The 13979-nt window shown below is 66.5% G+C and carries 14 protein-coding genes; 6 read left to right on the forward strand and 8 right to left on the reverse strand.

Features of this window, described 5'->3' with window-relative positions:
• The first annotated feature begins 97 nt into the window (after positions 1 to 97).
• The 3 genes from FAZ98_RS26120 to FAZ98_RS26125 are packed head-to-tail and all read left to right on the forward strand — an operon-like array spanning position 98 to position 1343.
• The gene (locus tag FAZ98_RS26120) at positions 98 to 469 is read left to right on the forward strand and encodes a GFA family protein (protein ID WP_158955499.1); all 372 of its coding nucleotides are present in this window, start codon (positions 98 to 100) and stop codon (positions 467 to 469) included.
• Positions 466 to 603, forward strand: a complete 138-nt coding sequence (locus FAZ98_RS35455) for a hypothetical protein (protein WP_199272415.1) — start codon at positions 466 to 468, stop codon at positions 601 to 603. The genes FAZ98_RS26120 and FAZ98_RS35455 overlap by 4 nt, the downstream gene beginning before the upstream one ends.
• Positions 600 to 1343 carry a response regulator gene (locus tag FAZ98_RS26125; RefSeq protein ID WP_158955501.1) on the forward strand — a complete coding sequence of 248 codons (744 nt, stop codon included), beginning with the start codon at positions 600 to 602 and terminating at the stop codon, positions 1341 to 1343. The genes FAZ98_RS35455 and FAZ98_RS26125 overlap by 4 nt, the downstream gene beginning before the upstream one ends.
• 6 nt (positions 1344 to 1349) lie before the next feature.
• Here the strand turns inward: FAZ98_RS26125 and FAZ98_RS26130 are convergent, their stop codons facing one another.
• From FAZ98_RS26130 to FAZ98_RS26145, 4 genes are all read right to left on the reverse strand, one after another.
• Complete coding sequence (locus FAZ98_RS26130; protein WP_158955503.1) at positions 1350 to 2273, reverse strand: alpha/beta fold hydrolase; 924 nt, start codon at positions 2271 to 2273, stop codon at positions 1350 to 1352.
• Positions 2274 to 2349: 76 nt separating this feature from the next.
• A complete protein-coding gene (locus FAZ98_RS26135; RefSeq protein ID WP_158955505.1) occupies positions 2350 to 2907 on the reverse strand; it encodes a TetR/AcrR family transcriptional regulator in 558 nt (185 codons plus the stop codon).
• Between the two features lie 130 nt (positions 2908 to 3037).
• A complete protein-coding gene (gene fusA, locus FAZ98_RS26140; protein ID WP_158955507.1) occupies positions 3038 to 5086 on the reverse strand; it encodes an elongation factor G in 2049 nt (682 codons plus the stop codon).
• Positions 5087 to 5379: 293 nt separating this feature from the next.
• Positions 5380 to 6267: an AraC family transcriptional regulator gene (locus FAZ98_RS26145; RefSeq protein ID WP_407672141.1), complete on the reverse strand. Its 888-nt coding sequence runs from the start codon at positions 6265 to 6267 to the stop codon at positions 5380 to 5382.
• Between the two features lie 184 nt (positions 6268 to 6451).
• Here FAZ98_RS26145 and FAZ98_RS26150 point away from each other — a divergent pair, with 184 nt between their 5' ends.
• Positions 6452 to 7339, forward strand: coding sequence for an NmrA family NAD(P)-binding protein (locus FAZ98_RS26150; RefSeq protein WP_158955509.1), 888 nt, complete (start codon positions 6452 to 6454; stop codon positions 7337 to 7339).
• A gap of 82 nt (positions 7340 to 7421) precedes the next feature.
• The gene (locus FAZ98_RS26155) at positions 7422 to 8564 is read left to right on the forward strand and encodes an aromatic ring-hydroxylating dioxygenase subunit alpha (RefSeq protein ID WP_158955511.1); all 1143 of its coding nucleotides are present in this window, start codon (positions 7422 to 7424) and stop codon (positions 8562 to 8564) included.
• A 119-nt stretch (positions 8565 to 8683) separates the two neighbouring features.
• Here FAZ98_RS26155 and FAZ98_RS26160 read toward each other — a convergent pair whose 3' ends face one another.
• From FAZ98_RS26160 to FAZ98_RS26175, 4 genes are all read right to left on the reverse strand, one after another.
• On the reverse strand, positions 8684 to 9826 hold the full coding sequence (locus FAZ98_RS26160) for a branched-chain amino acid ABC transporter substrate-binding protein (protein ID WP_158956541.1): 1143 nt from the start codon (positions 9824 to 9826) through the stop codon (positions 8684 to 8686).
• A gap of 169 nt (positions 9827 to 9995) precedes the next feature.
• A complete protein-coding gene (locus FAZ98_RS26165) occupies positions 9996 to 10733 on the reverse strand; it encodes a cysteine hydrolase family protein (RefSeq protein ID WP_158955513.1) in 738 nt (245 codons plus the stop codon).
• A gap of 88 nt (positions 10734 to 10821) precedes the next feature.
• On the reverse strand, positions 10822 to 12093 hold the full coding sequence (locus FAZ98_RS26170) for a Zn-dependent hydrolase (protein ID WP_158955516.1): 1272 nt from the start codon (positions 12091 to 12093) through the stop codon (positions 10822 to 10824).
• Positions 12086 to 12634: an L-2-amino-thiazoline-4-carboxylic acid hydrolase gene (locus FAZ98_RS26175; RefSeq protein WP_158955518.1), complete on the reverse strand. Its 549-nt coding sequence runs from the start codon at positions 12632 to 12634 to the stop codon at positions 12086 to 12088. Before FAZ98_RS26175 ends, FAZ98_RS26170 begins: the two co-directional genes overlap by 8 nt.
• A gap of 189 nt (positions 12635 to 12823) precedes the next feature.
• On the opposite strand from FAZ98_RS26175, the gene FAZ98_RS26180 reads away from it, so the two are divergent.
• Positions 12824 to 13753, forward strand: coding sequence for a LysR substrate-binding domain-containing protein (locus FAZ98_RS26180; RefSeq protein WP_158955521.1), 930 nt, complete (start codon positions 12824 to 12826; stop codon positions 13751 to 13753).
• The last annotated feature ends 226 nt before the right edge of the window (positions 13754 to 13979 follow it).

The raw sequence follows: 13979 nt of genomic DNA on the forward strand, positions 1-13979 counted from the left end.
TTGTGTCCACCCGCGCGGCGGATACATTGCGATACAGAAGCCCGCGCGGCTTGCGCTATAAATCCGACACGACATTCACGAAAAGCGGAGAGGGCGAATGAGCACGACGGTTTTTAAAGGCGCATGCCATTGCGGCGCGGTAAAGTTCGAGGTCGAGACGGCGCTCGAAAGCGCGGTGCGTTGCAATTGCAGCCTGTGCCGCCGCCGCGGCGCATTGATGAGTCCGATGTTCGACGCGAACCGCCTGACGATTCTCGAAGGCGAAGACGCACTCACGCTGTACCAGTTCAATTCGCGCGTTGCAAAGCACTATTTCTGCAAGCACTGCGGAATTTATCCGTTTCACCAGACCCGGAAGGACCCCGCGCGCTGGCGCGTGAATCTCGGTTGCCTCGAAGGCGTCGATGTCTACGCGCTGCCCGCTGCGGTGGCCGACGGCGCGAGCCTCTCCGTGGTGGAGGACGCATGAAGCGGCTCATCGCCATCGTGCTGTTCGCGGCAAGCGGTCTGGCGGCGGAGATCGTGCATCCGGTGTACTGTTCGTGCATCGCCGAACGCGGCGCGCGCGAGTCACGCAGAAGGCAAGGAGACGACCCCCGATGACGGAAAAGCTGGATCACGTGCTGGTCGTCGACGACGATCGCGGCATTCGCGAACTCGTCGGCGCCTACCTCGAGAAGAACGGCATGCGCGTGTCGCTCGCCGCGAACGGCCGCGAAATGCGCGCCGCGCTCGAAAACGGCGCCCCCGACCTGATCGTGCTCGATCTGATGATGCCCGGCGACGACGGCCTCGTGCTGTGCCGCGAGCTTCGCGCGAGCAAGCATCGCGCGGTGCCCGTGGTCATGCTCACGGCGCGCAATGAAGAGACCGACCGCATCGTCGGTCTGGAAATGGGCGCCGACGACTACCTGCCCAAGCCGTTCGCCGTGCGCGAACTGTTCGCGCGTATCCGCTCGGTGCTGCGCCGCACGCGCATGCTGCCGCCCGGCATGCAGGTGAGCGAAGTCGCGCAGCTACTGGCTTTCGGCGACTGGCGGCTCGACACCACGGCGCGCCATCTGCTCGACGCCGAAGGCACCATCGTCGCGTTGAGCGGCGCCGAATACCGGCTGCTGCGCGTGTTCCTCGACCATCCGCAACGCGTGCTCACGCGCGACCAGTTGCTGAGTCTCACGCAAGGCCGTCAAGCCGACGCGTTCGACCGTTCGATCGACCTGCTCGTGAGCCGGCTGCGTCAGCGCCTGCGCGACGAAGCGCGCGAGCCGCGCTACATCAAGACGCTGCGCAGCGAGGGCTACGTGTTTTCCTCCGCGGTGAATACGGTGGACGCGCCGCAATAGCGCGGCTCACGTGTGATTCGCGCCGTGCTCGCCGAAGAAGTCGATGAGTTGCGCGGCCACCGCCTCGGGCTGTTCCTCGGGCAGAAAGTGGCCGCACTGCGCGAGCGTCGCGCCGCGCACGTCGTCGGCAAACGCGCGCAGCGGTTCCGCCATGCTGGGAATCGACCCCTGGTCCGCGCTCAATGCCAGCACGGGCATGCGCAGTTTCCCCTGTGCCACGAGTTCGCGATTCTGCCGCGCCGAAAGCGCCGCCGCGCGGTAGTAGGCGAGTCCGGCGCGCAGGCCGCCGTCACGCAGGAAGACGCGCAAATATTCGTCGATGTCGGCCTCGCTGAACGTCTGCGGATTCGCGGTCTTGCGGCGCAAAAACCAGTCGAGATACGCGCGCTCCTTTCCTTCGATCAACAGTTCCGGCAGATCGGCGATCGCATGAAACGCGAAATGCCAGGTGCGCCATGCGCGCTCGGGCGCGACGGGCAGCGCCTCGGGCAGCGTCACGCCGGGAATGCCCGCGTCGAGCAGCGCGAGCCGCTGCACCGTGCCGCCGAAGCTGGCCGCATAGGTAAACGCCACCCACGCGCCCACGTCGTGCGCGGCCAGATGATGACGGCGCACGCCGAGCGCGTCGAGCAAGGCGCGCAAGCTGGCGGCGAGCGATTGCGTGTCGTAGCCGTCGAGCGGCCGGTCCGAGTCGCCCTGGCCCGGCAGATCGGGCACGATCACGCGGTAGCGCGCGGCCAGCAACGGCATGACCTTGCGCCACGCATGGCCGCTTTGTGGGTAACCGGCGAGCAGCACGACCGTCTCGCCCGACGCGTTGCCGCCCGTGACGTAATGCAGCCGCGTGCCGTGCACGGTCTGAAAACGATGATCGAAACCGGCGAGTTGCGTATCGGCAAACGAAGCGGGCGGACAGGCGATGAGCGTCATGAAGAATCCCCTTTAATTGGAAATGATCGTTTCCAAAATGAGCAAAAAATGTCGCGCAAGCTGCGCGAACGCGAAATCAACCGAGAAGACGCATGGCTTCGTCCGCGGCGGCGAGCATGTCGCGCTGCGTGCGTCCCGCCTTGCCGATCAACCGGAAGCCCTGCAGCAAGGCCATCAGGCAGCGCGCCATGGCCGCCGCGTTCACGCCGGCCGCCACCGAGCCGTCTTTCTGGCCTTCGTCGAGTAGCTGGCGCAGCAACGTTTCCGTGCGGCGCATGGCGGCTTCCACGCGCGCGCTCATCTCGTCGTCGAGCGTGGCGAGCGCCGTGGCGCTGGATACCACGAGGCAGCCGCGCCGGCCTTCGCTGCCGTGCGAAAGCTCCGCGTACGAGCGCAAAATCACGTGGATCTTCGCGCGCGCATTGGGTTGCGCGTCGATCAGGCGGCGCAGTTGCACGTGGCGCGCGTTCACGTAATGGTCGAAGGCCGCGAGAAAAATGCCGCGCTTGTCGCCGAACGCCTTGTACAGGCTGCCGGCCGTGAGGCCCGTGGCTTCGCTGAGATCGCCGAGGGACGTCGCGTGATAGCCGCGCTCGCGAAATACGCGCACGGCGCCCTCGACGACCGTACGCATGTCGAATTCGCGCGGGCGACCCGGGCTACGCGCCTGAACGTGGGGAGTGGATTCCGTTGCCATTCGCCGATTATAGGAAATGTTCATTTCCTAATCAATAGCCTGTGCGAAAACCCGGAAATCGACGGAGTCAATCGGGGCTTTCGGCCCGGCTCTTATGCTGTGCCGCGAGCTTTTCCTGATGATTCGGCGGCACCGGATCGTAGTGGCTCAACTGGATGCTGTAATTGCCGTGGCCGCCCGCGAGCGAATTGAGCCGCGACTGATAGTCGTTGAGTTCGGCGAGCGGCACCTTGCCCGCGATCACCATGGCGTGGCCGCCCAGCGTGCGCGTGCCGTGCACCTGGCCGCGCCGCGAGGAGAGGTCGCCGATGATGTCGCCCATGGCCGCTTCGGGCGTCATCACCTCGATGTCGACGATCGGTTCGAGCACGATGGGCTGCGCCTTGAGCACGGCGTCGATGAACGCCTTGCGTCCCGCCGTGACGAACGCGACTTCCTTCGAATCCACGGGATGACTCTTGCCGTCGAACACGGTCACGCGCAGGTCCTGCATGGGAAAACCCGCGAGCGGCCCGTTGCCCATCGCCTGCAGGACGCCTTTTTCGACCGCCGGCATGAACTGCGAGGGTATCGCGCCGCCTTTCACCGCGTCGACGAATTCGAAGCCCGCGCCGCGCGCGAGCGGCTCCACGCGCAACATGACTTCGCCGAACTGCCCGGCGCCGCCCGTTTGCTTTTTGTGGCGGCAATGGCCCTCCGCCTTGCCGCCAATGGTCTCGCGCCACGCGATCGTGGGCGGCCGCGTGACGACCTCGAGCTTGTACTGGTCCGTGAGCCGCTCCAGCATATAGCGCAGATGCAGTTCGCCGAGACCGCGCACCACGGTTTCGTTGGTGCCCGCGGGATGCTCGATATGCAAACACGGGTCTTCGGCCGCGAGTTTTTGCAGCACTTCCCACAAGCGCTGTTCGTTGCCGGGCCGCGCGGGCTCGATGGCGAGACCGTAGATCGGATTCGGAAAATCGGGCGGCGTGAGATGGATGTTGCCGTCTTCGGGTGCGTCGTGCAGCACGTCGTCGAAACCGATCTCGTCGGCCTTCGAGACCGCGCAGATGTCGCCGGGACCCGCGCGCAGAATTTCCGTGTGATCCTTGCCTTGCAGCATCATCAAATGCGCGACCTTGAACGGCTGCCGCGCATTGCCGATATACAACTGACTGTCGCGCGCGACCGTGCCTTGATGCACGCGAAACACGGCCATCTTGCCGATATACGGGTCCATCACGATCTTGAACACATGCGCGAGCACATGCTGCTTCGCATCCGGTCGCGCATGCACGGGCTCGACCTTGCTCTCCGTTTGCCGATAAAACAGCGGGGGATTGCCTTCGGTCACGTTGGGTAGCAGCTTCACGAACACGTCGAGCAACTGCGCGATACCCGCACCCGTGGCCGCCGAGGTGAAGCACACGGGCACGAGATGACCTTCGCGCAACGCGCGCTCGAACGGTTCGTGCAGTTGCTCGGGGCGGATGGCTTCGCCCTGTTCGAGATACAGCTCCATCAGTTCGGGATCGAGTTCGATCACCTGATCGATGAGCGCGTTGTGCGCCGCTTCCACCGAATAAAAATCGGCCTCGCCGGCCGGATTGAAGAAACAGTCGACCACGTCGCGGCCACCGTGCGCGGGTAGATTGATCGGCAAACAGGTCTTGCCGAAGGTCTCCTGGATCTGTTCGAGCAGCGCGGGCAGGTCGACCTTTTCGCCGTCTATGCCGTTGACGATCACGATGCGGCAGAGCTGGCGATCCTGCGCATAAGTCATCATGCGGCTCGTGGTCATCTCGATGCCCGTGCGCGCATTGATGACGATCGCCGCCGTTTCCACCGCCGGCAGCGCGCTAATCGACAGCCCGGCGAAGTCGGGGTAACCGGGCGTATCGAGCAGATAAATGCGCGTGTCCCGATGATGAAAATGGGCGATGGCGGAGCTGAGCGAATGATGATATTTGCGTTCGAGCGGATCGAAGTCGCACAACGCGGTGCCGCGACTCACGCTGCCCGCCGAATGCAGCGCGCCGCCCTCGTGCAGCAGCGCTTCGGCGAGCGAGGTCTTGCCGCAACCGGCATGGCCGACGAGTGCGATCGTGCGGATGGCTTCGGGAGAGTAGTCCATGGCCGCCGTCGTCCAGTAGGGAGATTCGGGGAATTATTGGCGAAAATCGGCCGCTCTGCCAAATGGGCGCCCGCATGCGCGTTTTACGCTGCATTGCAATGTTCAGGAACCCTGATCGTCACTGGCGTTGCTGCAACGCGGGATATTTCGAAGGGACGGATCGATTCGTCAGGCGAACGGCGCGCCGCGCGCGGCACCCGCAAGAAACGGCGATCTTTAAAGTGTGGGCGCTTTCCGTCGAATGCGCGGATGCCTCCGCGAAGGGGGGCGCGCAGCCTGGCGCTTGCCGCGCCTCATTCGTCCACGCGCTGGGCTGCCGCACGTGCAATCTCACGCGGCGTGACACCGAGCGTGCGCTTCATCCACGCCGCCATGTGGCTCGCGTGCGCGAAGCCGCAATCGAGCGCGATGCGGCTCGCGGGAAGGCGCCCTTGCAGCAGCAGCGTCTGCGCGCGCTCGACCCGCTTTTCAACAACATAGCGGTGCACGGGCATCGCGAAGCTCGCGCGAAACAGCGCCTTGAAATGCGGCACGCTGAGGCCTGCCACCTGCGCGAGTTCGGCAAGCGTGAGACTCGCGTCGAGGTGGGCGTCGATATAGTCGATCACCCGCAGCGCGAGATGACGTGGGAGCGCAGGCGGCGATGCTTTGGTATCCGAATTATCTGCGCCTTCGGCGAGACGCACGATCATCGCCACGCAAAGGCTTTCGGCGTAGAGCGTGTCGGAGGCCTGCGGGGCTTCCAGTTCCGCGCGCAACGCCCACGCGAGATGCTGAAAGCGCGGGTCGCGCCACTGGAAGCGCGGCCGGATCTGCGCGCTCGTGCCGCGCCGTTCGAGCGCCGCGAGCGTGGGTTGCGCGAATTCCGCGCTGAACGCGATGCGCAGAATTGTGCAATCGGCGTCGTCGGACCACACGCCGTCGTAGCCGGCGGGAATCACGTCGGCGTCGCCCTGGCTCTGGAGGCGCGACATGCGGCGGCCGTCGCACTGGCAATGCGCGGCGACCGGAGGGCCGACATGCACGCCGACGCGATGCGCATTCATGGCCGGCACGCGATGCGCGCCCGCGCCAATGCCAACGAGTTCCGCGCCGAAGCCCGACCAGCCGAGCGCGTCGCTCGAACGCAGGCGCTCGCTCGCGCCGGCGGCCAGGTTCGCGATGGGTTCCTTCGCGTTCACGGTTCGTACCTCGATCAAAGCGGTTTTGCGCATTATGCATGGATGCGCCGCCGCGCGCGCCGCGTGGCGTTCGTGCGCGCACGCGATCATCCGAATCTGCCTGGCGCCAGCCGTTTCTGCGCGTAAGCCGGGCGCCGCCGCGCTACGCTGGATCGACCTTAAACCAGTCGACAGGAGTCGAGCCATGTATGTGATCTGGGGCGCTGCGGGAACGGTTGGATTGGCCACGGCGAAGGCACTGCGGCACGCGTCGCTGCCGGTGCGCGCGGTGGTGCGCAACGCGGCGCAAGGGGACGCGCTCGCGAAACTCGGGTGCGAAGTGGTGGTGGCGGATCTGCACGACGCGCTCGCGCTGGCGCGCACGCTCGACGGTGCGCAGGCCGTGCAGGCGTTGGTTCCGCTGCCGCGCGGCGAGGCGCGTCCCGCCGACACGATGCGCGCGACCATCGACGGGATCGCGCGCGTGCTGGCCGCGCATCGCGACGTGCCCGTGGTCGCGCTGTCCGACTACGGCGCGGAATTGAGCGAAAACACCGGCATCACGACGCTGTTTCATGCGTTCGAGGCGGCGCTGCGCGAGGTGTCGTCGCAACTCACGCTGCTGCGCTCCGCCGAGCACCTGCACAACTGGCAACGCGTGTTGCCGGTCGCGCTCGCGAGCGGCGTACTGCCGAGCTTCCACGATCCCGTCGACAAATCCTTTCCGGCCATCGCGGCCGCCGACGTGGGCGTGGTGTCGGCGCGCCTGCTGCGCGAAGGCGGCGCGTTGCGCGGCACACGTCTCGTGAGCGTCGAAGGCCCGGCGCGCGTGAGCGCGAGCGACGTGGCCCGCGCCATCGAAAAGGCGAGCGGCCGGGCCGTCAAGGCGCGAGCGTTGCCGCGCGACCAATGGGAAGCCACGCTCGCGCAAGGCGGCTTGAGCCCGCAGCACGCGCGGCTCGTCATCGACCTGTTCGATGTGCACAACGCGGGGCGTATCGACGTGGAGACGCCCGCGAGCGAGCGCGCGTTCGGCACCACCACGCTGGAGCAGGCCATGGCGGCCATGCTCGGTTCAAACCGCGCGTCTTGACGGACGGCGCCCACGCAGTCGATCTGCAAGGGACCCATGCGCTCGTTTAGACTGCGTGGACGTTTTCTCGCGATCTGACCGCATGCTCAAAAATCTCTGGTACGTCGTGGCCGCTTCGGCGGCGTTGCGCGACGATTTGCTGCCCGTGACGCTCATCGGCCATCGCTTCGTGGCGTTTCGCGACGAGGCGGGGCGCGCGCATCTGCTCTCGGACATCTGCGTGCATCGCGGCGCGTCGCTTTCCGCGGGACGGCGCGTGCAGGGCGGCGTGCAATGCCCGTATCACGGCTGGCGCTATGGCGGCGACGGCGTGTGCACGCACATTCCCGCGCAACCGCAGGCGCGCATTCCCGCGCGCGCCCGCGTGGACGGTTATCCCGTGGTCGAGCGGCACGGCTGGATCTGGGCGTTGCTGGGCGACGTGCCCGAGGCGGAGCGCCCGCCGCTACCCGACCTCGCGTGGGCCGACGACCCCAACGTGCGCGTGATACACGGCACGTTCGAGTGGGCGGCGAACTGGGAGCGCATTGTCGAGAACGGGCTGGACTTCGCGCACGCGCCGTTCGTGCACGGCACATCGTTCGGTGCGCCGGACCGGCCCGAGATCGGCGAATTCGACGTGGTGGCGCAAGACGCGTGGAGCGGTTGCGCGACGCTCACGATGCGGCGGCCGCGCCGCAAGGGGTGGCTCAAGCGCACGCCAACGGGCGAGCACGTGGAAGTCGTCACGCAAACCGGTTTTCATTTGAGCGGCCCGTGCGCGACGCTCGAACTCACGCTGGGCAACGGCTGGCGAATCTTCATCGCTTCGGCGCACGTGCCCGTGGATACGCTGCAGACGCGCACCGTGTGGATGATGGGCCGCACCTTCCTGAAGACCCCGCTGCTCGACGCGCGCTTTCGCAAGCGCAACCTGAAGATCTTCGAAGAGGATCACGCGGTGCTGCGGCGCATTCGTCCCGAGTGCGTGCCGGAAGGCTGGCAGAGCGAGGTCTCGGTGAAGTCGGACGCGTTGCAGATCGCGTTCCGGCAGCGCGTGCAGGCGCTGGAGCGGCGCGGCTGGCTTGCCGGGCCGGCGAATCAAGCCAGTGCTGCGGCCCGTTCGAATGCCGATACCGAAGCGCGGCGCAGCGTGAACGTGATCGCCTGTCCCGCGCGGCACGCGGTGAAAACGTGGGCGCTGGAGGCGGCGCTCACGCAGCGGGAATCGCCGGATACGCCTTGACGGCGCTCGCTTCCCTCGAGCTGCGCGCCTGCTTCGCCGAGGGGCGCGGGCTGCGGCGCTCGCGCGCGGCCCGTGCGTTCGCCAACTGACTTCGCGCTTACTTCGCGCTTAATTCGCGCTTACTTCGCGGCGACAGCCGTCTCGCCGCCGAGCAGCTTCTCGATCTTCCACTCGCCGCCGCTGACCTTGAAGATCGTGAACGCGGGGTCGCGCAGATTGCCTTGCGCGTCGAAGGCGATGGTGCCCGTCACGCCCTGGCGGCTGATCGCGTGCACGGCGGCGGTGAGCTTCGCCGGATCGGTCGACTGGGTTTGCTCGACCGCCGCGATGATCGTCGCGGCCGCGTCGTAGGCGAACGGCGCATGCAGTTCGACCGGATGATGGTATTTGGCGCGATAGGCCGCGTCGAATGCCTTGCCGCCCGGCATTTCTTCGAGCGGACGGCCCGGTTCGAGCGCGATCACGCCTTCGGACGCATCGCCCGCGAGCTTGACGAACGTGTGGCTGGTGCCGCCCGCGCCGAGCAGCGTCGCCTTGATGTTCAACTGCTTCATGCGGCGCGCGACCTGCGCTTCCTCGGTATCGAGGCCGCCGAAGAACAGCACGTCCACGCCTTTGGATTTCAGCGTGGTCAGCACGCCGCTGAAGTCGACGGTTTTGTCGTCCACGTATTCGTGATCGACCACGGTGCCGCCGTTCGCCTCCACGCCCTTGACGAATTGCGTGGCGAGGCCGGAGCCGAATGCCGTGCGGTCGTCGATCACGCCGATATGCTTGCCCTTGAGCGTCTTCACCGCGTATTCGCCGGTGATCGCGCCGCTCAGATCGTCGTGGCCCATGATACGGAACGCGGTGTTATAGCCTTGCAGCGTGTACTGATGCCCGGTGGACGCGGGTGCGATCTCCGGAATACCGGCCGCGTTGTAGACGCGCGAAGCGGGCACGCTGCAACCGGTGTTCCAGTGACCGACCACGCCCACCACGTGCTGGTCCACGAGTTGCTGCGCGACCGTCACGGCCACGCGCGGATCGGAGGCGTCGTCCACCGAGGCGAGCGCGAACTTGACGGGTTGGCCGTTCAGCGTGGGATGTTTCGCATTGGCGTCGTCGATGGCGAGACGCGCGCCGTTTTCGAGGTCCTTGCCGATGCGCGCTGAAGGGCCCGTGAGCGGGCCGGCCACGCCGATCAGGATCGTGCGCGGGCCGGTCGCGGGCGTGGCCGCCGAGGCGTTTTGCGCGTGCGCGAAGCCGCCTGCGATCATCGGCAGGATGGCGGAGAACGCGAACGCCAGCGGTTTGAGGAACGATGCAGAGGAATGCGAAGTATGGCGTTTCATGGTCGGGATGGAATCGGAATCGGTCTGGGGAAGGCGAGCGCTACGCGGCTCGCCGTGGGTCGGATGGAGTCGGTTTGGGTCGCTTACGCGGGCTTCATGAAGGGCTGGCGGCGTTGACGTTGGCCACGTTTCGAATCGCGCCGAGCACGGCGGCCGTATCGGCGACCGCGCCGAACACGCCGCTCTTCTTGACGAGCAGGCGCAGCGCGGCCTCGTGCACGTCCTCGGTGCCGGCGGCCGTGGCGTCCGACACCGTGAGCGTGTCGTAGCCACGGTCGAGCGCTTCGCGCACCGTCGTGTGGATACAGCAGTCGGTGGTGAGCCCCGCGAAGATCAGGTCGCGGATGCCTTGCTCGCGCAGGTAGGCGTCGAGATCGGTGGTCGCGAACGCGCCGTACGAAGGTTTGTCGAAAATGCGCTCGCCGGGCAGCGGCGCGACTTCGGGAACGATGTCCCAGCACGCTTCGCCGCGAATCAGATAGCGGCCGTTCGGCCCGCTGTCGCCCACCGCCACGCCCTTGCCGTCCGCGCCGCGCCAGAGCCGGTGCGGCTGCACGTCGGAGAGGTCGGCGGAGAACGTCTCCCGCGTATGGCAGATGGTGATGCCGTGCTCGCGGCACGCCTCCAGCAACTCGCGAATGCGGGGAATGGGCTTGCGCAGCGCCGTCAGGTCGAAGCCGAAACCGGCCATGTAGCCGCCTTCCGCGCAGAAGTCGCCCTGCACGTCGATAACGATCAAGGCCGTGGTGGCGGGCGAGATCGCGCGATTCAGCGGGAACGCGTAGGGGATGGCGGGCACGGCGCCGATCCGGTCCGGGGGCGTGGAAGTCATGGTGATACTCGCAGTGGTGCGTCGTGGGGACGCGGATTCAGTCGATGGCGTTAGCGGGCCGCGCGTTCGATCGGCATTCAATCGGTATTCAAGCGGCGGAAATCACGCCCGCGCTGCGCACGACGGCGTGCAGCAGCACGTTCGCGCCCGCCGCGGCCCATTCCGGCGTGATGGCTTCGGCCTCGTTGTGGCTCAGGCCGCCGACGCACGGGATGAAAATCATGCCCGTGGGCGCGACGCGCGCGAGATAACACGCGTCGTGGCCCGCTCCCGAAACGATGTCCTGATGCGGCAGATCGAGGGCGCGCGCGGCGTCGCGCACGGCGTCGACACACGCCGGCGCGAACGGCACCGGCGCGTAGTCGAAGATCTGCGCGATCTGCGCTTCGAGGTTCCGGGCCGCGGCGATCCGTTGCACGGCCTCGCGCAGGCTGGCGTCCATTGCGTCGAGCACGGCCGACTCGGGGTGACGAAACTCGATCGTGACGAAGCACTCGCCGGGCACCGTGTTGCGGGAATTCGGCCGCGCCTCGATCATGCCCACGGTCGCGCGGCCATGCGGTGCGTGCGCGCGGCCCACGCTATCGATGAAATCGATCACGCGCGCGGCGCCCACCAGCGCGTCGCGGCGCAAGTCCATGGGCGTCGTGCCCGCGTGGGCGTCGGTGCCGCGCAAGGTGAGTTCGTACCAGCGCTGTCCCTGACCCGCCGTGACCACGCCGATGGTCGCGCCCGCGCGCTCCAGAATCGCGCCTTGTTCGATATGCAGCTCGTAAAACGCATGCACCGGAAAGCCGACGGGCTCGGCACCCGCATAGCCGATGGCGTCGAGCGCCTCGCCGATCGTCACGCCCACCTTGTCGGCGCGCGCCAGCGCGTAGTCGAGCGAAAACGCGCCCGCGAACACGCCCGAGGCGATCATTGCCGGGGCGAAACGCGAGCCTTCCTCGTTGGTCCAGATCACGACGTCGATCGGGCGTTCGGTCTCGATGCCCGCGTCGTTCAGCGCGCGCACGACTTCCAGGCCGCCCAGCACGCCGTAGATGCCGTCGTATTTGCCGCCCGTGGGCTGCGAGTCGGCGTGCGAACCGGTGACGACCGGCGCGGCGTTAGCCTGCCGCCCGGGGCGGCGCGCGAACACGTTGCCCATCTGGTCGACGCGTATCGTGCAGCCCGCTTCCTTCGCCCACGCGACGAACAGGTCGCGCGACTCGCGGTCGAGTTCGCTCAGCGCGAGACGGCAGACGCCGCCCTTGGGCGTGGCGCCGATCCGGGCCATGCGTTCGAGCGAGTCCCAGAGGCGCGCGCCATCGACGAAAGGCAGTTGCGCCGCGGCGGGCAAGGCGAGGGCGTCACGCATGGCGTTGCCCCGTGGCAGGGGACGCGCCGTTTTCCGTCAACCGGTAGCGGAAGTCGCAACGCGGGCCGCCCTGCATGATCGTGGTCGTGCGCGTGAGTTCGATGCGCGGGTCGTAGCCTTCGATGAACAACGCGTCGCGCGCGCAACTGAGCAGATGGCCGATCTCGCCGAGACCCATCTCGTGATACATCTCCGCGTAGCGGCAGCGGTGCACGTCGTAGTCGTAGTGCGTCTCGTCTTCGCGCCGGACCGCCACCGTGAGCGCGTCGTCCTTCTCCCACAGCACTTGCAGCGCGACGAACGACGCGATGCTCGTGCCGTTTTCTTCCTGCGCCGCGAACGACTGCCCCGCGCCGATCGCCGCGCCGCGAATGGCTTCGCCGATCACCGCCTGCGCGCGCTCGATACCCAGGTCGCGCTTGAGGATCTCGTAGATCGGTTTGATGATTTCGGCTTCGATACGGCGGCGCGCCAGAATGCCGAGACGGTCGTCATGGCTGGCGGGCTCTTGCTGGATCGGAATGATCCGTTCTTGCGTCATGGGGTGGGCCTGCGTCTGTCTGTATATGTGAAAAATATTAATCTTTTGTCGAGTCAATCCCAAATGAAAAATAAATGTATCTACAGACGTAAAACGATATATGGACGAATATTTCGGTTGATATCCGTTATTTGCCGGGGTAATGGCTGAGATTGAAGCGGCGCGTGTTTCTGTCGTAAAATTCAAAACATGAAAAATATCGAACAATTGCAGGATGATCCGCCGTTACGCGCCGTGCGGGCGTTCGAGGCATTTGCCCGGCTGGGGTCGGTCACGCGCGCGGGTGCGGAACTCGACATCACGCCCTCGGCCATTAGCCATCAATTGCAGTTGCTGGAGAGCTTCGTGCAGACGCCGCTCACGTTGCGGCAGGGACGCACGCTCGTGTTGACCGACGAAGGCCGCGACTATTACCGCTCGATCAGCGCGGCGTTTTCGGTGTTGCGCAGCGCCACGGGCATCGTGCGCAGCCGTATGGCGCCGCGCCAGGTATCGATCAGCCTGATTCCGCTGTTCGGCATGGGCTGGTTCATTCCGCGTCTGAGCGGGTTTCTCGCCGCGAACGAAGACGTCGACGTGAACGTGCTGTACGCGAATCACCGCAACTACCACAGCGACGCGTCGGATCTGTCGATTCGCTTCGGCGCGAGCGACTGGCCCGGCTATACGCGCACGAAGCTGCTTTCGGGCGAGGTGGTGCCGGTGTGCAGCCCGGCGTTTCTGGCGAAGCACGGGCCCATCAAGCGTGCCGCCGACCTCGCGGGATTGCCGCTGGTGCACGACGAGGATCGCGCGACGTGGGGTGCGTGGCTGCATCGCTATGGCGTGACGAACGTGGGTCACGCGGGCCACGTCAACCCCGCGATCGGGCCGCTATTCGAGGACGGGCAGCTGACGCTGTCGGCGGCGCGGGCGGGCATGGGAGTCGCGTTGCTGCGCGAGCCGCTGATCGCGCGCGAGCTGGCTTCGGGGGAACTCGTCAAGCTGCTCGATGCGCCGCTCGACGACGGCCGCGATTACTACCTGTGCACGCGTAGCGGCACGGAATTGCCGGACGGGGCGCGCAGGCTGGCCGAATGGATTCAGGAGGAGATGAAGCGTGGCGAGGCGGGAAGCTGAAGTCGCGGCCAACGCGTAACGTTGAGCGGTGCCATGGACGAGGTGTGCGGCGACGAACGTGGAGCAGCAATGCGTCGCAGCGCGCGGCCAGGCATACCGGTTTCGGCGAAGGGAACGGACGAGAGAAGGCGTTCGCTCGCGCGCCGCCGGGAAGCCAGTGTGCGCGAAGCGTTGCTACATGAAGCAAAGCCTGGCGCCGGTGCGGTTGCACGGGCGCCACTAGCTG

The sequence above is a fragment of the Paraburkholderia acidisoli genome (assembly GCF_009789675.1).
GTDB classification, from domain to species: domain Bacteria; phylum Pseudomonadota; class Gammaproteobacteria; order Burkholderiales; family Burkholderiaceae; genus Paraburkholderia; species Paraburkholderia acidisoli.